Raw genomic sequence first — 19,599 nt, 5'->3', positions numbered from 1 at the left:
AACCCGTAGCGTGGGCTTTGCCCACGAATCAAACTCAAAATTTCAGACGACCTCTTTTACCCAACATTATCGTGGGCAAAGCCCACGCTACAATGTATACCGACTACTGACAGTATTGAATGATTACTTTGCCGAAACGGTATCCGAACGGCTTGATTTGAGTTTTGGTATTTTTACCTGACGGGGTCAAAAATACAGTTGCTACTGAAACTACCAAACCGAAACCCATCCGAGGTCGTCTGAAAACCTGTCTTATGGTTTTCAGACGACCTTTATTGTTCCCGCCGACAGGCATACAATCAAAAGTGCAGTACCTTTCATTGATTCAATACAAGGAGACAGTTATGCGCGGCATAAAATCAGTTGCATTGTTGTGTACTTTGGCATTGGGTGCGCCGGCATTTTCGGCGGGTTTGACCAAAACGCTGCCGGGCGATTTGACGACGGCTCAGGCGCAGGCGGTGGTACAGGCTTCGATGAAAAAGGCGCGTGAAATCAAGGTGCCGATGAATATCGCGGTCATGGACGCGGGCGGTAATTTGAAGGCATTTGCGCGTATGGACGATGCGTTTATCGGCAGCATTGATATTGCGCAGAAAAAGGCGAAAACGGCACGCTATTTCAATATGTCCACCCGCGATTTGGGCAAGGCTTCGCAGCCGGGCGGTGAGCTTTACGGCATTGAGGTGACCAACGACGGTTTGGTGATTTTTCCCGGCGGTGTGCTGCTGGTGGATAAAAACGGCGTTATCGTCGGCAGCGTCGGCGTGAGCGGCGGCTCGGTCGATGAAGACGAAAGTGTCGCGAAAGCAGGTGCGGCGGTCTTGTCGGGCAGGTAAGCCGCAGCTTGAGGCAACCCGCCGCGCGTTTCTTTTCATTGATTTGCGTTGGGTTATTGAAATGAGCAGAGGTCGTCTGAAAATGCGGGTCTAAACTCCCGCTGTCTTTTCAGACGACCTTTTTGCATTTGTTGACATTTTTACCGCTTCGGGCATGACGTTCGGGCATATGGGGTCGTCTGAAACCTGAAATGCTGTCTTTCCCAAGCACAATTCGCTGCAATGGGATATGATTATCCTTTTTCAGACGACCTGTCCTGATATGGGGTCGTCTGAAAAGCCGATTCCGTCGGGTGCGGCGGAGTCCTGAGAAGCCGTTAAGCCATACAAGAAAGCCAAGATGTCCGAAACAGCAGTCCAAGAAACCCAAGAAACGCCAAACAGTGTGCCCACGTCGTCTGAAACACAACCCACCCCGCCCAAGCGCAAGAGACGCTGGTTGCGGGGTCTGTTGCTGATATTGGTTGTGCTGGTGTGCGCGCTGGCGGGCTTTATCGGCTGGCTGGTGGGGACGGAATCGGGTTTGCGTTTCGGTGTGTACAAGATTCCGTCCTGGTTTGGCGTGAAGATTGCTTCGGAAACGCTGGAAGGTACGCTGGTTAAGGGTTTTCACGGCGATAAGTGGATGATTGAAACGGATGGGGCGGATGTGAAAATCAGCGCGTTCCGTTTTGATTGGAAGCCGTCCGAGCTGTTTCAGCGCAGCCTGCACATTACTGAAATTGTGGCGGGCGATATTGCGGTCGTGCCGAAGCCGACGCCGCCGAAAGAGAAAAAGCCGTCCAAAGGGCTGCCTGAGAGCATTGATTTGCCTGTGTTGGTGTTTATCGACCGTTTTGAGACGGGCAGGCTCAGCGTGGGCAAAAATTTTGACAAGCAGACGGCCTATCTCGACCATCTGAATGCGGCATACCATTACGATCGGAAAGAACACCGCTTGGATTTGAAAACCCTCGATACGCCGTGGAGCAATTCGACGGGTTCGGCGGTGGTCGGGCTGGAGAAGCCTTTTGCGCTCAATACGACAATTCAGACGAAGGGCGAGCTGGAAGGCGAGACGATAGAGGGTAAGGCGCGTCTGTGGGGCAGCTTGCAGGACGTGCAGACTGAAATCCTGCTGGACGGCGACGATGTGCATTTGTCGGCGAAATCTACGGTGCATCCGTTTGCCGCTTCGTTGGACAAGATGATCGGCGAGGTACTGGTCAAGGGTTTCAACATCAATCCGACGGCTTTCCTGCCGTCGCTACCTAAGGCAAACCTGACGTTTGACGCAACCGTCGTGCCTTCGTTTACGCACGGTATCGCGCTGGACGGCTCGCTCGACTTGGAAAACAAGGCGGCGGGTTTTGCCGATGCAAAATCCATTCCGGTGCGCAACATTCTGGCGGACTTCACCATCAACGACAACGGCGTGGTAACCGTCCAAGAGTCTGAAATCGGGCTGCTGGAGGAAGGTTCGTTCAATGTCGCCGGTACGGTCGATACGGTGAAAAACGCGCTGGCGCTCAAGATTAATGTGAACAACCTGGTTTCAGACGACCTCGTCCGCACCAATGTTGCCGGTCAGTGGAACGGATTTATCGGCGTCAAAGGTGAAACCGCCTCGCCCGCTATCGACTGGAATCTTGAAAGCGGCAGCGCGCAACTCTCCGGCCTGCTGTCCTTCGTTACCGACAGACAACTCGGTCAACGCACCCTCAAACTCGACCGCGTCCGCGTCGCACCGCAAAACGGCGGCGAACTGACGGCACAAGGTTCGCTCGAGCTTTTCAAAGACCGCCTGCTCAAGCTCGACGTTTCCAGCAAAGCGTTCAATCCGTCCCGCTTAGACTCAAAACTGCCCGCCGGCAGCGTCAACGGCACCATCAATCTTTCAGGCGAACTGGCGAAAGAAAAATTCGCCGGCAAAATGCAGCTTGCGCCGAGTACGTTAAACAACGTCCCCCTCAGCGGTAAAGCCGATGTCGTTTACGAATCCGGACATCTCCCGCGCGCGCTGACTGACCTGCGTTTGGGCAACAATATCGTCAAAACCAACGGCAGCTTCGGTAAAAAAGGCGACCGCCTCAATATCGACATCACCGCTCCCGACCTTTCCCGTTTCGGTTTCGGACTGGGCGGGCTGCTCAACACGCGCGGCTATATTTCAGGCGACCTCAAAGGCGGGCTGAAAACCTACGAAGCCGACCTCTCCGGCGAAGCGCGCGCGCTGCGTGTCGGCGATGCCGTCAACATCCGAATGCTTGACTTCAAACTCAAAGGCACGCCCGACATCAACCGTCCGCTTGCCGCCGACATCAAAGGCAGCCACATCGCCCTTTCCGGCGGCGCGACCGTCGTCGATGCGGTCAACCTGTCCCTCAATGGCACGGGTGCGCAACACCGCATACACGGCAGCAGCAGCATGGCGTTGGACGGCAAACCTTACAAACTCGAAGTCAACGCGGCGGGCGGTCTGAACAAAGACTTCAATCAGTGGAAAGGCAGCGTGGACACGCTCGACATCGGCGGCGCGTTCAACCTCAAACTGCAAAACCGCATGAACCTAGAAGCAGGCGCGGAGCGCGTTTCCATGAGCGCGGCGCGCTGGAGCGTGATGGGCGGCAGCCTCAACCTGCAAAACTTCGTTTGGGACAAAAAAACCGGCATCACCAGTAAAGGCAGTGCGCAAAGCCTGCACATCACCGAGCTGCAAAACTTCGTCAAAATCCCCGTCGAACACAACTTGGTACTCGGCGGCGATTGGGATTTGGCGTACAGCCAAAACGCCCGCGGCTACCTCAACATCAACCGCCAAAGCGGCGACATCATCCTGCCGAACAAAGACCCGAAAAAACAAATGCCCTTGGGTTTGAGCGCGCTCGTCCTGCGCACCCGTTTCCAAAACGGCCGCATCGACAGCACGCTTGAAGGCAATACCCGCTTCGGCAGCATCAATGCCGATTTGGGCATCAGCCAGCAGTTCGGCAACAAAATCGCCAACGCGCCGGTCAGCGGCAAAATCAACCTCAACATCCCCGACTTGGGCGCAATCAAAACCTTCCTGCCCGCCACCGCGCAAGGCATTACAGGTCGTCTGAACGCCTCCGCCACCATAGGCGGGCGCGTCGGTTCGCCCACCATCGCCGCCACCTTGAACGGCACCAGCAACTACGGCACTGCCGACGGTACGGTCAACATCGGACAGGGCGCCAGCATGGACACCGCGCCTTTGAGCGGCAAACTCAACCTCAACGTCGCCGACCTCGAAGTCTTCCGCAACTTCCTGCCTGTCGGACAAACCGTCAAAGGTCGTCTGAATGCCGCCGTCAGCCTTGGCGGACGCGTCGGCGATCCCCAGCTTTCCGGTACGCTCAACGGCGAAAACCTCTACTACCGCAACCAAACCCAAGGCCTTATCCTCGACAACGGCGTTTTACGTTCCCATTTGCAGGGACAACGCTGGATTATCGACAGCCTCAAGTTCCACAAAGGCGGTACGCTCGAGCTGAAAGGCTCCGTCAACCTTGCCAACGCCGATCCGGATGTTGACGTAGATGTCGTCTTCGACAAATACGACACCCTCTCCCGTCCGAACCGCCGCCTGCGCCTCTCCGGCAGCGCGAAAGTGCAATACAACCAGGCCAGGGGCTTCATCCTCAACGGTACGTTGGGCAGCGACTACGGTATGTTCGGTTCGCAAAAATCCTCCATGCCCTCGTTGGACGACGATGTCGTCGTGTTGGGCGAAGAGAAAAAACAAACCGCCGCCGTGACGCCCATCAGCCTCAACCTGACGCTCAACCTCAACGACAACATCCGTTTCGTCGGTTATGGCGCAGACATCACCATAGGCGGCAAGCTGACCATCACTTCCCGCCCGGGCGAAGCCATCCAAGGCGTCGGTACGGTGAAAGTCGTCAAAGGCCGCTACAAAGCCTACGGTCAAGACCTCGACATCACTAAGGGGACGGTTTCTTTCGTTGGTCCGTTGAACAATCCCAACCTGAACATCCGCGCCGAACGCCGTCTTTCCCCCGTCGGTGCGGGCGTCGAAGTCCTCGGCAGCCTCTCCAATCCGCGCGTGACCCTCGTTGCCAAAGAGGCGATGAGCGAAAAAGACAAGCTCTCCTGGCTCATCCTCAACCGTGCCAGCAGCGGCAGCGACGGCGACAATGCCGCCCTTTCCGCAGCGGCAGGCGCGCTCCTTGCCGGACAAGTCAACGACAGGCTCGGACTGGTGGACGATTTGGGCATCACCAGCCAACGCAGCCGCAACGCCCAAACCGGCGAACTCAACCCCGCCGAACAAGTGCTGACCGTCGGCAAGCAGTTCACCAACAACCTCTACGCAGGTTACGAATACGGTCTTTCCAGTGCCGAACAGTCGGTCAAGCTCGTGTACCAGCTCACTCGTGCCATCCAAGCCGTTGCCCGCGTCGGCAGCCGTTCATACGGCGGCGAGTTGAAATACACCATCCGTTTCGACAGGCTCTTCCGTTCGGATTACGAAAACGACCGCAAAATCGAAGAAGCGGAAAAACAAAAAGCCGAGCAAACGCAATAACGCCGCCGAAAAAGAAAAGGTCGTCTGAAAACCACACTTTAGGGTTTTCAGACGACCTTTTTCATGCGCGGCAATCTCGTTCCTTTTTCTTGAGGACAGATAGACAGGTCGGTCATATCCGTTTCGCAGGTGCGCTGTCGGACAGGTTTTCAGACGACCCCATAGCCCCCGTCCCGCCCTAAAATCCTGTTAGAATACCGTTTCATTTCATTCATAATAATCAAACCATTCCCATTTAAAGCCGCGCCCAATACGATGAAACTCCCGCCGCTCAAACCCCTCATCATCACCTCGCTGCCCGTCTTCGCCAGCGTCTTTATCGCCGCAACCCTCGTCTGGCGGTTCGGCACGCCCAAGCTCGCCATGCCCTTCGTGCTCGGCATTATCGCGGGCGGCCTCGTCGATTTGGACAACCGCCTGACAGGTCGTCTGAAAAACATCATCATCACCGTCGCCCTGTTCACCCTCTCGTCGCTCGTCGCCCAAAGCACGCTCGGCACCGGCCTGCCTTTCATCCTCGCCATGACCCTGATGACGTTCGGCTTTACCATTTTGGGCGCGGTCGGGCTGAAATACCGCACCTTCGCGTTCGGCGCACTTGCCGTCGCCACCTACACCACGCTCACCTACACCCCCGAAACCTTCTGGCTGACCAATCCCGTCATGATTCTGCTCGGGACCGTGTTATACAGCACCTGCACACTCGTTTTCCAAATCATCCTCCCGCACCGCCCCGTTCAAGAAAGCGTCGCCAACGCCTACGAAGCGCTCGGCGGGTATTTTGACGCCAAAGCCGACTTTTTCGATCCCGACGAAGCCGCCTGGCTCGGCAACCGCCAAATCGACCTCGCCATGAGCAACACTGGTGTCATCAGCGCCTTCAACCAATGCCGCGCCGCCCTGTTTTACCGCCTGCGCGGCAAACACCGCCACCCGCGCACTGCCAAAATGCTGCGCTACTACTTCACCGCCCAAGACATACACGAACGCGTCAGCTCCGCCCACGCCGACTACACCGAGCTGACCGACACCCTTAAAAACACCGACCTCATCTTCCGCATCCGCCGCCTGCTCGAAATGCAGGGGCAGGCGTGCCGCAACGTTGCCGCCGCCCTGAGAAACGGCAAAGACTACACATACAGCAAACGCCTCGGACGCGCGATGGAAGGCTGCCGCCAATCCCTCGCCCACTACACTGACGACCACCCCGAAAGCCGCAACATCCACCACATCCGCCGCCTGCTCGACAACCTCGGCAGCGTCGACCACCAACTGCGCCAACTCCAACACAGCGACTCCCCCGCCGAAAACGAAAACAGCAACGACACCCGCATCGCCGCCCTCGAAAACAGCAGCCTGAAAAACGTCTGGCAGACCGTCCGCAGCCAGCTCAACTTCGAGTCGGGCGTTTTCCGTCACGCCACGCGCCTCTCCATCCTCGTTGCCGCCTCCTGCATCATCGTCGAAATCCTCCATCTCAACCTCGGCTACTGGATACTCCTGACCGCCGTTTTCGTCTGCCAACCCAACTACACCGCCACCAAAAGCCGCGTGTACCAACGCATCGCCGGCACCATCCTCGGCGTCATCGTCGGCTCACTCGTGCCTTATTTCACCCCCTCCGTCGAAACCAAACTCTGGATCGTCATCGCCAGCACCACCCTGTTTTTCATGACCCGAAGCTACAAATACAGCTTCTCCACCTTCTTCATCACCATCCAAGCCCTCACCAGCTTCTCTCTCGCCGGGCTGGACGTCTATGCCGCCATGCCCGTCCGCATCATCGACACCATCGTCGGCTCCGTCCTCGCGTGGGCAGCCGTCACCTACCTCTGGCCGGATTGGCGTTACCTCACCCTCGAAAAAACCGCCGCCCAAACCGTCGGCGGCAACGGCGCCTACCTCAGAAAAATCCTCGACCAGCTCCAATACGGCATCGCCGACGACGTCGAATACCGCACCGTCCGCCGCCAAGCCCACGAACGCACCGCCACCCTCAGCAGCACCCTCTCCGACATGAGCAGCGAACCTAAAAAATACGGCAACAACCTGCAAAGCGGCTTCACCCTCCTCAAAACCAGCTACGCCCTGACCGGCTACATCTCCGCACTCGGCGCATACCGCAGCGAAATGGATGGCGCGTGCAGCCCCGACTTCGTCCGCAAGTTCTACCAAAGCGGCTACCGCATCGCCGACCTGCTCGAACGCCTCCCGCAAACGAGCGAACAAGATTTTCAGACGACCCTCTCCCAAATCCGAACCGACTTGGAAGCCTTACAAACAGAAGCAGGCGACGAACGTCAAAGCCACATCCTCCACCGGCAGCTCACCCTCATCGCCAACCAACTCGACCCCTGCTACCGTAGCCTGCACGATATCGAAGCCAGCCCGCAAGCCGTGTGATATAGTGAATTAACTTTAAACCAGTAGGCGTTGCCTCGCCTTGTCCTGATCTAAATTTAATCCACTATAATCGGCAGGCAAACGAAAGGTCGTCTGAAAACCCGAAACAAGGTTTTTCAGACGACCTTTTTCAATGAACCAACGCGTTTTATTCCCCACCTTCAACAATCTGTTTAAGGTGGTACAGTGCATCCAAGGCTTCGCGGGGGGTGAGGTCGTCGGGGCGGATTTGGTTTAGTGCTTCGGCGAGTGCGTGGTGGGCGGGGTTGGTTTCTTGGCTTGCGGCGGTTTGGGGGGCGATGTCCGCCGTTTCGTTTGGGCTAAACCCGCCGTATTCGTTTTCAGACGACAGGGTGCTGAAGATGTCCAACTGCGGGCGGACGGCGGCGGCTTGGGCTTCGAGTTCGTCCAGATGTTTTTGGGCGGCTTTGAGGGCGCGGGTGGGCAGGCCGGCGAGTTTGGCGACGGCGATGCCGTAGCTTTTGCTGGCGGGGCCGGGTTCGATGTGGTGGAGGAAGACGATGTCTTGTCCTTGTTCGAGCGCGGAGAGGTGCATGTTGACTGCCGTTGCGTGGGCTTCGGGCAGTTTGGTCAGCTCGAAATAGTGGGTGGCGAAGAGGCTGAAGGATTTGTTTTTTTGCAGCAGGTGTTCGGCGATGGCGTGTGCTAGGGCGAGGCCGTCGAAGGTGGAGGTGCCGCGTCCGACTTCGTCCATGAGGACGAGGGATTGGTCGGTGGCGTGGTGGAGGATGTAGGCGGTTTCGCTCATTTCGACCATGAAGGTGGAGCGGTTGGAGGCGAGGTCGTCGGAGGCGCCGATGCGGGTGAAGATTTGGTCGATGGGTCCGATTTGGGCGGCGTCGGCGGGGACGAAGCTGCCGGTGTGCGCCATGAGGACGATGTGGGCGACTTGGCGCATGTAGGTGGATTTGCCGCCCATGTTGGGGCCGGTCAGGAGCATGAGGCGGTGTTTGTGGTCGAGGCGGGTGTGGTTGGCGGTGAAGTGGCGCACTTGTTGCTCGACGACGGGATGGCGGCCTTTTTCGATATGGATGACGGGGTAGTCGGCGAACTTGGGGCAGACGAAGCCGCGTTCGGCGGCGGTGGAGGCAAAGGTGGAGAGTACGTCGAGGGCGGCGGCGGCTTTGGCGGCTTTTTGAAGCTGAGGCAGGGTCGTCTGAATGTCTTTGAGGAGAGCTTCAAACAGGCGTTTTTCCAATGCCAATGCTTGCTCTTGCGCGGTCAGGACTTTGTCTTCGAAAGTTTTGAGTTCAGGGGTGATGAAGCGTTCGGCGTTTTTGAGGGTCTGGCGGCGTTGGTAGTCGGCGGGGGCTTGCTCGGCCTGGACTTTGGATAGCTCGATGTAGAAGCCGTGGACGCGGTTGAACTCGACTTTGAGGGTGGAGAGGCCGGTGCGTTCGCGTTCACGCGCTTCGAGGTCGAGCAGGAATTCGTCGCCGTGGTTTTGGATGTGGCGCAGTTCGTCGAGTTCTGCGGAATAGCCTTGGTTGATGACGCCGCCGTCTTTGAGCCAGACGGCGGGTTCGGGCATTACGGCGGCTTTGAGGATTTCGGCAACGGGCAGGGTTTCGGGGAAAACGGCTTTGAGGGTTTCTAAGAGACTGCTGCCCTCGGCGGACAATTCGATTTCGGACAGGGCAAACAGGCTGTCGCGCAAGGCGGCGAGGTCGCGCGGGCGGGCGTTGCCGACGGCGATGCGGGCGGCGATGCGTTCGATGTCTGCGATGTTTTTCAGACGACCTTGCAGGGTTTCGTATTGCGAACCCAACGCGGCAACGGCTTCTTGGCGGGCGCGGATGTGGGCGCGGCTGCGTAAGGGGTGGTGCAGCCAGAGTGCCAAGAGGCGGCTGCCCATGTGGGTGGCGCAGCCGTCGAGTATGGAAAACAGGGTCGGCGATTTTTTGCCGGAGAGGGTTTGCGTGATTTCGAGATTGCGGCGCGTGGCGGCGTCCATGCCGATATATTGGCTATCGGTTTCGAGCGAAATGCCGTCGAGGTGTTGCGGCATCAGGTTTTGCGTCAGGCGGATGTAGTTCAACAGCGCACCCGCCGCGCCGACGGCGGCTTCGTGTTCTTTGCCGTCCAAACCGAAGCCGTGCAGGTCTTGACAGCCGAAGTATTCGGTCAATAATTTCGCGCCCGCGTCGGCGGCAAACTGCCACGAGTTCAGGCGCGTGATGTTGGCGGAGGTCGTCTGAAAACCATTAGGCAGGCTTTTGCCTTCGGGCAACAGGATTTCCGCCGCCTGCAAACGCGCCAGCTCGTCGGCGAGTTTGTCCGCCGTCGTCAGCTTGGTTTTGAATTCGCCGCTTTGCAAAGATGCCCACGCGATGGCGATGTGTTTTTTATCCGCGTTCACCGCCGCGATGCGGTTGGTTTCCTTGTCTTCCAAAAACGCCGCGTCGGTCAGCGTGCCGGGCGTAACGATGCGCACGACTTTGCGCTCCACCGGCCCTTTGCCCGCGCCAACTTCGCCCACCTGCTCGCACACCGCCACGCTTTTGCCCATCTTCACCAGCCGCGCCAGATACTGCTCCGCCGCGTGAAACGGCACGCCCGCCATCTTAATCGGCACGCCGTCCATCTGCCCGCGCGTGGTCAGGGTAATGTCCAACAGCTTCGCCGCTTCCACCGCGTCATCCAAAAACAGCTCGTAAAAATCGCCCATGCGGTAAAACACCAGCTTGTCGGCGTGCTGCGATTTGATGGCGAGATACTGCTGCATCATCGGGGAAACGGCGGATTTGCTCATGGGAATGCCTTGCAAAACGGAAAAGCCTTATTGTAGCAAAAGGTCGTCTGAAACCCTAAAACACGGTTTCAGACGACCTTTTCTATAGTGGATTAACTTTAAACCAGGACGGCGTTACCTCGCCTAACTTTAAACCGGTACGGCGTTGCCTCGCCTTGTCCTGATTTAGTTAATCCACTATATGTATGCCGCTTAGGGTTTTTCGTAAACGAAAATAATGTCCAAGTCTTTTTTCGGCAGGAAATTTTCTTTGACTGCTTGGAAGCGGTTCGGCCCTACTTTGCGCAAGGATTTGTCCCAACAAAGCGAAATCACGGTATTGGGCTCGCGGTCTATGGTCAACGTGAATTTACCGATGGGTTTTGCCCAGTTGGCACCTGTGGTCAGGATATAGCCCAAATGGTGATAGACCTTTTCTTCTTTCACATTTTTAAAGTTGTTGAGGAAGTTTTCATCCATGCAGTACTCATCTATAAATGCTTTGCTGTCTTTGGCTTTGAGCGAAGGCAGGAAGCTGCCGCCGACCAGCGGGGTGTATTGGTGTTTGATTTCGGTGACGCTGCCGGCTTTGAAGGTTTGCTTCCAGCTGTAAACAATCTGCGCCGACCAATCGGGCAGTTCATCCGGCTGCTTGGGCAGCATGGATTGGACTTTGGCGGAGCGGCAGGCTCTGATTTTGCTGCCGATTTTTTCACCGTCTTGCTTTTGCGTCCAAGGGTGCATCAGTTCCTGATCGCTCAAACCGCATTTTTTCAAATCGGCGGTCACGTCCACTAGCGAGCCGTTACTCCGTTCAAAATAGGCGCGGACGTGGGCTTGCGGGCGGACAGGTTTGCCGTCGGCGTAAATTCGGAAGCTGTCAACCAAGCCTTTGGTGTCGGCAAAGTCGTAATCGGTGAAAGCAGGAACAATCGGCAAAGGGAAAAGGACGGTTTCGATAATGTCTTGCGAGGAGGTGTTTTTAAACCGGTAATGCACGCGAATCTGGTTTTCGCTGATGTACAAATCTTCGCTCTGCATATCGATATGCGGATTTTTCAGATATTTGATGCCGCTCGTGCTGACTGTACCTGTGCTGTCGTTGGCATGGGCTGCTCCGGCAAGCAGGAGGAGCAGGAGGAAAGAGTGGGGTTTCACGGGTTCAAAGTCCTTAAAAACAGGTCGTCTGAAACGGCATTTCAGACGACCTTCTTAATGAATCAGTATTTAATCCGCGCCTTTGAGCATTTTATTCAAAATAGGTACGAGTAGCAATAATACCAAACCGGTGATTACGCCTATGCCGCAAATCATCCAGTAGAAATCCAGCGGTGCTTTCTCATTGAATCCCTCTTTGAACAACACGCCACCCAAAGTGAAACCCACTGAAAAGCCCAAGAAATTGAGCGCGACCATTTGCGTTTTGAACATGGGCGGGGCGATTTTGGTCGCGATGGAAAGTGCAATCGGCGAGATCATCAGTTCGCCTATGGTGAGGACGAGCAGGAACAGTGCGAAAACACTAATCGGCATGGGTGTCTCTGATGAGACATACGGTACGAATATCAGATAGGATACGCCGACAACAATCATCGCCAACACGAATTTAAACGGGGTTTTCGGCTGATATTTGCCCATTTTCGTCCAAATCGCCGCCATCATGCCCGAGAAGAGGATGACCCACATGCTTTGGATGGAATCTTTCCATGCAACGGGGACAGTCCAGCCGAATAGGGTGCGGTTAACCGTTTTGTCAAAATATACCGTTGCTACGGAATAGACTTGGTACCAGACTGCCCAAAACAGGCAGATGGTCAGAAACAGCGGAATATAGGCAATGATGTGGCGTTTGTTTTCAGACGACACATGGCTGCTGCCGAGCAGGCGCGAGAAATAGGCGATAATGGTCAGAATGACCGTACCGAGCAGGAATTTGGGGAAGTTGTCCAAATTGATCGTGCCCGAGGCAATCAGGCTGCCGATAATCAAGACAATCAACACGGCGACTGCCGCAGCGGTCTGCACTTTTTCAGGGCGCAGCGGATTGGGGGCAGGCGTATGCGGCAGCAGTTTGCGTCCCGCAGAGTAAAGGCACAGCCCCAAAGCCATACCGACTGCCGCCGCGCCGAAGCCGTAGTGGAAACCCATCTTCGTTTGCAGCAAGCCGGTCAAGAGCGGGCCTAAAAAGCCGCCGATGTTGATGGAGATATAGAAAATGGAAAATCCGGCATCGCGCAGGGGCTTCATGTGATCTGCCTCATAAAGCGAGCCGACCATCGAGCTTGCCGACGATTTCACGCCGCCGCTGCCCAACGCGATACACACCAAGCCGCTCAATAGCCCGTACAGCCCCGGTGCGATTGCCAAAACGATGTGTCCGAGCATGACCACGATGCCGGAAATAAACAGCGTCCTCTCCGCGCCCCAAATCCGGTCGGCAAGCCATGCGCCGAGTATGGTGGACAAATACACGCTGCCGCCGTATGCGCCGACGATGCCGCCGGCGAGCGACTTGTCTATGCCCAAACCGCCTTTATTGGCAGCGTAATAGAGATAGATCATTAAGATACCCTGCATCCCGTAAAACGAGAAACGTTCCCACAATTCGATATGGAACAGGGTAGAGAGCTGGATGGGATGCCCGAAGAAGGTTTTTTCCTTGCGGGCGGACTGGTTGTCAGACATATTAAAGTTCTCCTGTTGGCAGAGGTTGGGCAGACGGACCGCCCCGGCGGAAACCTGCCTGCCCCGCCGGCATTTTCAATATTTTTCTTAGAGCGGGCGCGGGCGTAAGGATTGCCTGCCGCACCCTGCGGGTTTGGCGGGAAACGCCCGTATCCGATGCTTTCATCTAGGATTTACAGGAGTTTACGATGCCAAACATTTTTCGGTTTTAGCCGAATCTGAAACGCTTGTCAAACGGCATATGGCAAAGGTTTGAGGCTGCACAGGTAAACCGCATTTTGATTTAAGCAGGGGTCGTCTGAAAACGTATCGGCAAAAAGGAGGCATTTTCAGGCGGAAGGCGCGGGCGTATCATGCCCTTCATGAACATCACGCCTTTACGCCCCGAACACGTCGAACCGCTCGCCCGTGCGCTTTATCTGCAATGGCATGACTTTGCGCCGTGGTCGTCTATGGAGAAAATCCGCGCCTATTACGCGGAATGCCTAAACGGTGAAAACCTGCCGCTGGCGTTTGCCGCCGTCGGAAAGGACGGCGCGCTGCTGGGTTCGGCCGCGCTCAAACGGCACGATATGGAAGAGTTTCCCCAATACGAATATTGGCTGGGCGATGTGTTCGTTTTGCCCGAACACAGGGGGACGGGCGTGGGCGCTCTGTTGATTGGACACTGCCTCGCCGCCGCCCGCCAAATGCGCCTGCCCAAGCTTTACCTTTATACGCCGGACGTGCAGTCGGTTTACGAGAAATACGGCTGGTGTGAAATCGCGACCTGTCGGCACAACGGCGAGACGGTGTCGGTAATGGAATTGGTATTGGAGGGGCAATCCGATTGAATTTGACACCCATCTTGTGATGCAGGGTCGTCTGAAACCCAATCTTTGATTTTCAGACGACCTTTTTATTTACGCATATGGGAACTGTTTATCATTGCAACGTTCTATAAAAGGATTGACTTCAAAGCGATACGGCATTGCCTCGCCTTGTCCTGATTTGAAGTCTCTCCGGCATATTTGGGCTGAAGCAGAATCACTCGAAAACGGCGGCTTCATCACCGTTTTTATTGATCCCGCTTCAGCGCAGACCGAAACGGGCGGACAGCCGTTTCGTCCCGTTCTCGGTAATATTTTGCACTCAAGCAGAGACTGCTCTGCGCCAGACCGACTGAGAGGAATCCAGATTGAACAGCTTACGCCATCTTGCCCTGATATTTGCTTTGTCCGCGCCCGTACTCACGCTGGCGCAGACCGTATCGCAAACGCTGCCCAACGGGTTGAAGATTATTGTGAAAGAAGACCGCCGCGCACCGGTCGCCGTGTCGCAGCTTTGGTATAAAGTCGGCAGCGTGGATGAAAAACAGGGCAAAAGCGGTTTGAGCCATGCCTTGGAACACATGATGTTTAAAGGCACGCAGGCCGTACCTTCGGGAGAGTTCAACCGCCGCGTCGCCGCTTTGGGCGGAGAGAACAATGCCTACACTAACCGCAGCGAGACGGTTTATTACGAAAACATCGCAGCGGCAAACCTGCCCGAAGTGTTGAAGCTCGAAGCCGACCGGATGCACAACCTCAATTTCAGCGATGAAGAATTTCAAAATGAAATGAACGTCATCCGCGAAGAACGCCGCCAACGTACGGAAGACACGGCGGACGGCAAGCTGTGGGAACAGGTGTATCTGAACAGCTTTACGCTGCCTTCGATGAAAGCCGCGGTCATCGGTTATATGGATGATTTGCACACGCTCAAAGCCGACGATTTGCGCGACTGGTATCGGCAATATTACGCGCCGAACAACGCCGTTTTGGTGATTGTCGGCGATGTCGATGCCAAAAAGACGCTCAAAACCGCGGCGGAACTGTTCGGCAACATTCCCGCCAAGCAGCAGCCCGACCGCAATATGCTTGCCAACGAACCGTTCAAACGCGAACCTGTGAATTTTCAGACGACCTCGGTGGTCACGCGCCAACCCTTGGTCAGCTTGAACTACCGCGTCCCCGGATTGGAAAGTCTGGACGACAGACTGCCCTATGCGCTGGATGTCCTGTCGGAAATCTTGTCGGGCAACTCGTCCAGCCGCTTGGATAAAAACCTGATACGCGGCAAACAGATGGCTTTGAGTACGGGCGCAAGTTACGACCTGATCAGCCGTGAAATGCCGTTGTTCAGCATCTTCGCCATGCCGGCGGACAACGTCGAAGTCGATGCCGTCATCGCCGAATTGCGCCGCGAATTGAAAGACATTGCCGAAAACGGGGTCAGCGCCGAAGAGCTGAACCGCATCAAAGCGCAGTCGGAAGCGTCCGAAATCTACGAGCGCGACTCTATGGAAGCACAGGCTTCCATCATCGGGCGGCTGGAAGCGCGCGGCTTCGAATACAGCGACGAAGCGGAAATCCGCCGCCGCCTGAAAGCCGTCAGCGTCGAAGATGTGCAGGCCGCCGCGCAGTTGCTGACGGATGACCGCTTGGCGACTGTGGTTGTGATGCCCGACCCGAAAATCCTGTACCACCCGATTGTTCAGGCGGCAAACAAGCCTCAACCTAAATAAACCGACCAAAGGGGTCGTCTGAAACCGCTTTTCCCGTTTTCAGACGACCTCCGAACCGACCCCGCCCGAAGTGGCAAATGACTCGGAACGGGGCGGAATACGGCACCAAACCGCCCTTCCGCCCCGGCAGCCGGGTTAAACCGCAAAGGAATATCCGATGAAATCCCTTCCCCTCATATTAGCCCTCGCCTTCTCCACCGCCGCGCAGGCAGGCGTGGACATCCAACGCTGGACCACCGGCAACGGCACAGAAGTCCTTTTGGTCGAGCAACACGACAACCCCATCGTCGATATGCAGGTCAACTTCAAAGGCGCGGGCAGCGTGTTCAACCCCGAAGGCAAAAGCGAAGTGGCGGAATTCACCGCCGCCCTGCTGACCGACGGCACGGAAAAGCTGGACGAAGAAGCCTTTAATGCCGCCGCCGACGATATTGCCGCCCAAATCGACAGCAGCAGCGGACAGGAAAGCTCTGCCGCCGTCTTGCGCAGCCTGAGCCGCCCCGAAACGCTCAAAAAAGCCGCCGGACTGCTCAACCAATCCCTGACGCACCCCCGTTTTGACCCCGCCGTGTTCGACCGCCGTCAAAAAGAGGCGGTGACCACCCTCCAACAACAGGAAACCACCCCCGACTTTACCGCCGGACGCGCCCTGACCAAACTTGCCTATCCCGACCACCCATACGGCAGCGGCGCCAACGTCACCGCGGAGAGCATCCGCAAAGTCAACCTTGACGACATCCGCGCGTTCCACCGCAGCCGCTACGGCAAAGACAACGCCATCGTCGCCATCGTCGGCGACATCAACCGCAAACAAGCCGACCAGCTTGTGAAAAACGTGTTGAACGGCCTGCCCGACCACAGCAAAGCCGCCCACAGCGTCCCGCCCGTCAAACCCAATCCGGCACAACGCCGCGACATCCCGTTTGCCGGCGAACAGGCGCAAGTCTTGCTCGGTATGCCGCTGATTAAACGCCACGACCCCGACTATTACGCCTTGGTTGCCGGCAACTACATCCTCGGCGGCGGCGGTTTCGACAGCCGCCTGATGAAAGTCTTGCGCGACCGTTACGGCTACACCTACGGCGTATACAGCAACCTCGAACCGGCGACCGAAGCGGGTATGTTCACCATCGCCTATTCCACCCAGAAGAAAAACACCAAAGATTCGCTCGTACAGGCTCAGGCGGTCATCAAACAATTCATCGAAGAAGGCCCGACCGAAGAAGAACTGGCGCAAGCCAAAGCCAACATCATCGGCAGCTTCCCCCTGCGTTTCGATTCCAACGCCAAACTGGTGAAATACCTCAGCATCATCGGTTATCACAACCTGCCCAACGACTATCTCGAAGCCTACCCCAAAGCCATCGGCAAATTGACCGTGGCGCAAGTCAAAGACGCTTGGAAGCGCCGCGTCAAACCTGAAGATTTGCACATTGTCGTCGTCGGTGCCGAATAACCCCGCCGCCCATCCTTGTCCGACGGATACAGCCTGTCGGACAAGGCTTGAGGGGAACGGCGGCTTCATTCCGCCACATGGCAAAAAGGTCGTCTGAAAGCGCAGCTTCGACAATATCCCAACAGACATTGCGAAGCTGCGCCCGACATTTTTCAGACGACCCTTCCGACCATTCGTACCCCGTAAACACCCTTCGGAAGAATTCTCCCCGCCCGCCCGCAAAAACCGTCAAAATCCCTTATAATTCCGAACCTAACCGAATCCCGTCCTGCCGGCAGCGCCGTCGGGACTTGTCTTAACAACGAAAGAAACACTGTGGACAAACTCAAAATCACCGCCAACGGCCCGCTCAACGGCGAAATCACCGTATCCGGCGCAAAAAACGCCGCCCTGCCGCTGATGTGCGCCGGACTCTTGACCTCCGGTACCCTGCGCCTGAAAAACGTACCCATGCTCGCCGACGTCAAAACCACCCAAAAACTGCTGCAAGGCATGGGCGCGCGCGTTTTGACCGACAACATTCACGAATTCGAAATCAACGGCGGCACCGTCAACAACACCTGCGCCCCCTACGAACTGGTGAAAACCATGCGCGCCTCCATCCTCGTGCTCGGCCCGACGCTGGCACGTTTCGGCGAAGCTCAAGTCAGCCTGCCCGGCGGCTGCGCCATCGGCTCTCGCCCCGTCGACCAGCACCTCAAAGGCCTCGAAACCATGGGTGCGGAAATCACCATCGAACACGGCTACGTCAAAGCCAAAGGCCGTCTGAAAGGCACGCGCGTCGTCATGGACGTCGTTACCGTCGGCGGTACGGAAAACCTGCTGATGGCGGCAACCCTCGCCGAAGGCACGACCATCCTCGAAAACTGCGCCATCGAACCAGAAGTCGTCGATTTGGCGGAATGCCTCGTCAAAATGGGCGCGAAAATCAGCGGCATCGGCACGTCAACCATGACTGTCGAAGGCGTAAAAGAGCTGCACGGCTGCGAACACAGCGTCGTACCCGACCGCATCGAAGCCGGCACCTTCCTCTGCGCCGTCGCCATGACCGGCGGCAAAGTCGTCCTGCGCAACGCCGCCCCCAAAACCATGGAAGCCGTATTGGACAAACTCGTCGAAGCGGGCGCCATCATCGAAGCGGGCGACGACTGGATTTCCATCGACATGCAGCAGCGTCCCAAAGCCGTGGACATCCGCACCGTCGTCCATCCCGGCTTCCCGACCGACATGCAGGCGCAGTTTATGGCAATGAACGCCGTTGCCGAAGGCGACAGCCGCGTCGTCGAAACCATCTTTGAAAACCGCTTCATGCACGTTCCCGAACTCAACCGCATGGGTGCGAACATCACCACCGAAGGCAACACCGCCTTCGTCAAAGGCGTGGAAAAACTCTCCGGCGCCGTCGTGATGGCGACCGACCTGCGCGCCTCCGCCAGCCTCGTCATGGCAGGCTTGGTCGCAGGCGGCGAAACCATCGTCGAACGCATCTACCACCTCGACCGCGGCTACGAACACATCGAGAAAAAACTCGGCAAAGTCGGCGCGAAAATCGAGCGGGTACGCGGTTAAGAGCCTTGTGTGAAAAAGGTCGTCTGAAACGCCCCATCCCGATTCCAGACGACCCCGAGCCTCCATTTCAGACCCAAACCGACCACCATGAGGGGATCATCATGAACTTCAACAACCTGCTCAATCAAATCTTGGGAACCGTTCAAAAAAGCGGCAAATCCGTTTCCGACAGCCCGCTCAATTCTTTTGGCGGCGGCGCTTTGGTCGGCGGACTGGCGTCCATGCTGATGAAGAAAAAAACCGCCAAATCTCTGGTCAAAGTCGGCTCCGTGGCGGCTTTGGGTTATCTGGCGTATCAGGGTTATCAAAACTGGCAGAAAAACAAGCAGCAGGAAGCCGTGCCGCAAGGCGCGTTCGAGCCTGCCGGACTGCTCGCCGAAACACACAGCCGCGTAATTTTGCGCACCATGATTGCCGCCGCGGCTTCGGACGGTCTGATTGACGAAACCGAAAAACAAGTCATCGCCCGTGAAAGCGGCGACGACCCCGAAACCGCCGCATGGCTTGCCGCCGAATACGCCAATCCGGCAACAGTAGAAGAACTCGCCGCCGCAGTCGGCAACGATCAGGCGTTGGCAGCGGAAACCTATCTGGCGGCACGATTGGTCTGCGCAGACTTGTCGCGCAAAGAAATCGTCTTCCTCAGCCGCCTGTCGCAAGCCTTGGGACTGGACGACAATCTGGTGGAAAGCTTGGAAAAACAGCTGGAATTGGTATAACGCTTTGTATAGTGGATTAACCTTTGCCTGAACACCCGATTCAATGCCAAGGGGTCGTCTGAAAAGTTTCAGACGACCCCTT

Annotated in this window: 12 protein-coding genes; 9 read left to right on the top strand and 3 right to left on the bottom strand. The window is 56.6% G+C overall.

Annotation, left to right across the window (positions count from 1 at the left end):
* The 4 genes from HMPREF3050_RS14910 to yccS all read left to right on the top strand — a co-directional run.
* Positions 1 to 181 (top strand): hypothetical protein (locus tag HMPREF3050_RS14910; RefSeq protein WP_210399935.1); only part of this gene is annotated, 181 nt, incomplete at its 5' end.
* A 163-nt stretch (positions 182 to 344) separates the two neighbouring features.
* Entirely contained in the window at positions 345 to 839 is a 495-nt protein-coding gene (locus HMPREF3050_RS10230) for a GlcG/HbpS family heme-binding protein (protein ID WP_009312456.1), read from the top strand.
* A gap of 340 nt (positions 840 to 1,179) precedes the next feature.
* Positions 1,180 to 5,388, top strand: coding sequence for a translocation/assembly module TamB domain-containing protein (locus HMPREF3050_RS10225; protein WP_070774701.1), 4,209 nt, complete (start codon positions 1,180 to 1,182; stop codon positions 5,386 to 5,388).
* A 255-nt stretch (positions 5,389 to 5,643) separates the two neighbouring features.
* Positions 5,644 to 7,791 carry a YccS family putative transporter gene (gene yccS / locus HMPREF3050_RS10220; RefSeq protein ID WP_070602746.1) on the top strand — a complete coding sequence of 716 codons (2,148 nt, stop codon included), beginning with the start codon at positions 5,644 to 5,646 and terminating at the stop codon, positions 7,789 to 7,791.
* A 148-nt stretch (positions 7,792 to 7,939) separates the two neighbouring features.
* On the opposite strand, the gene mutS is transcribed toward yccS, so the two are convergent.
* The 3 genes from mutS to HMPREF3050_RS10205 all read right to left on the bottom strand — a co-directional run bounded on the left by mutS (position 7,940) and on the right by HMPREF3050_RS10205 (position 13,228).
* Positions 7,940 to 10,564, bottom strand: a complete 2,625-nt coding sequence (gene mutS / locus HMPREF3050_RS10215; RefSeq protein ID WP_070774699.1) for a DNA mismatch repair protein MutS — start codon at positions 10,562 to 10,564, stop codon at positions 7,940 to 7,942.
* 192 nt (positions 10,565 to 10,756) lie between these two features.
* Complete coding sequence (locus HMPREF3050_RS10210; RefSeq protein WP_070774698.1) at positions 10,757 to 11,701, bottom strand: DUF4424 family protein; 945 nt, start codon at positions 11,699 to 11,701, stop codon at positions 10,757 to 10,759.
* Positions 11,702 to 11,770: 69 nt separating this feature from the next.
* On the bottom strand, positions 11,771 to 13,228 hold the full coding sequence (locus HMPREF3050_RS10205) for an oligopeptide:H+ symporter (RefSeq protein WP_070774696.1): 1,458 nt from the start codon (positions 13,226 to 13,228) through the stop codon (positions 11,771 to 11,773).
* Between the two features lie 353 nt (positions 13,229 to 13,581).
* Between HMPREF3050_RS10205 and HMPREF3050_RS10200 the strand changes: the two genes are divergently transcribed.
* From HMPREF3050_RS10200 to HMPREF3050_RS10180, 5 genes are all read left to right on the top strand, one after another.
* Positions 13,582 to 14,061: a GNAT family N-acetyltransferase gene (locus tag HMPREF3050_RS10200; protein WP_094113385.1), complete on the top strand. Its 480-nt coding sequence runs from the start codon at positions 13,582 to 13,584 to the stop codon at positions 14,059 to 14,061.
* Positions 14,062 to 14,405: 344 nt separating this feature from the next.
* Complete coding sequence (locus HMPREF3050_RS10195; RefSeq protein WP_003763270.1) at positions 14,406 to 15,773, top strand: M16 family metallopeptidase; 1,368 nt, start codon at positions 14,406 to 14,408, stop codon at positions 15,771 to 15,773.
* A 157-nt stretch (positions 15,774 to 15,930) separates the two neighbouring features.
* Positions 15,931 to 17,229 (top strand): M16 family metallopeptidase, encoded by a 1,299-nt coding sequence (locus HMPREF3050_RS10190; RefSeq protein ID WP_070774695.1) that lies wholly within the window; start codon positions 15,931 to 15,933, stop codon positions 17,227 to 17,229.
* Positions 17,230 to 17,544: 315 nt separating this feature from the next.
* Positions 17,545 to 18,798 carry a UDP-N-acetylglucosamine 1-carboxyvinyltransferase gene (gene murA, locus HMPREF3050_RS10185; RefSeq protein ID WP_003760990.1) on the top strand — a complete coding sequence of 418 codons (1,254 nt, stop codon included), beginning with the start codon at positions 17,545 to 17,547 and terminating at the stop codon, positions 18,796 to 18,798.
* A 101-nt stretch (positions 18,799 to 18,899) separates the two neighbouring features.
* Entirely contained in the window at positions 18,900 to 19,517 is a 618-nt protein-coding gene (locus HMPREF3050_RS10180; protein WP_070774694.1) for a tellurite resistance TerB family protein, read from the top strand.
* Positions 19,518 to 19,599: the final 82 nt, after the last annotated feature.

Source organism: Neisseria sp. HMSC065D04, from assembly GCF_001815675.1.
Taxonomy (GTDB): Bacteria; Pseudomonadota; Gammaproteobacteria; order Burkholderiales; family Neisseriaceae; genus Neisseria.
Note: the sequence above shows the minus strand (reverse complement) of the source record. Positions and strands in the feature narration are given on the sequence as shown.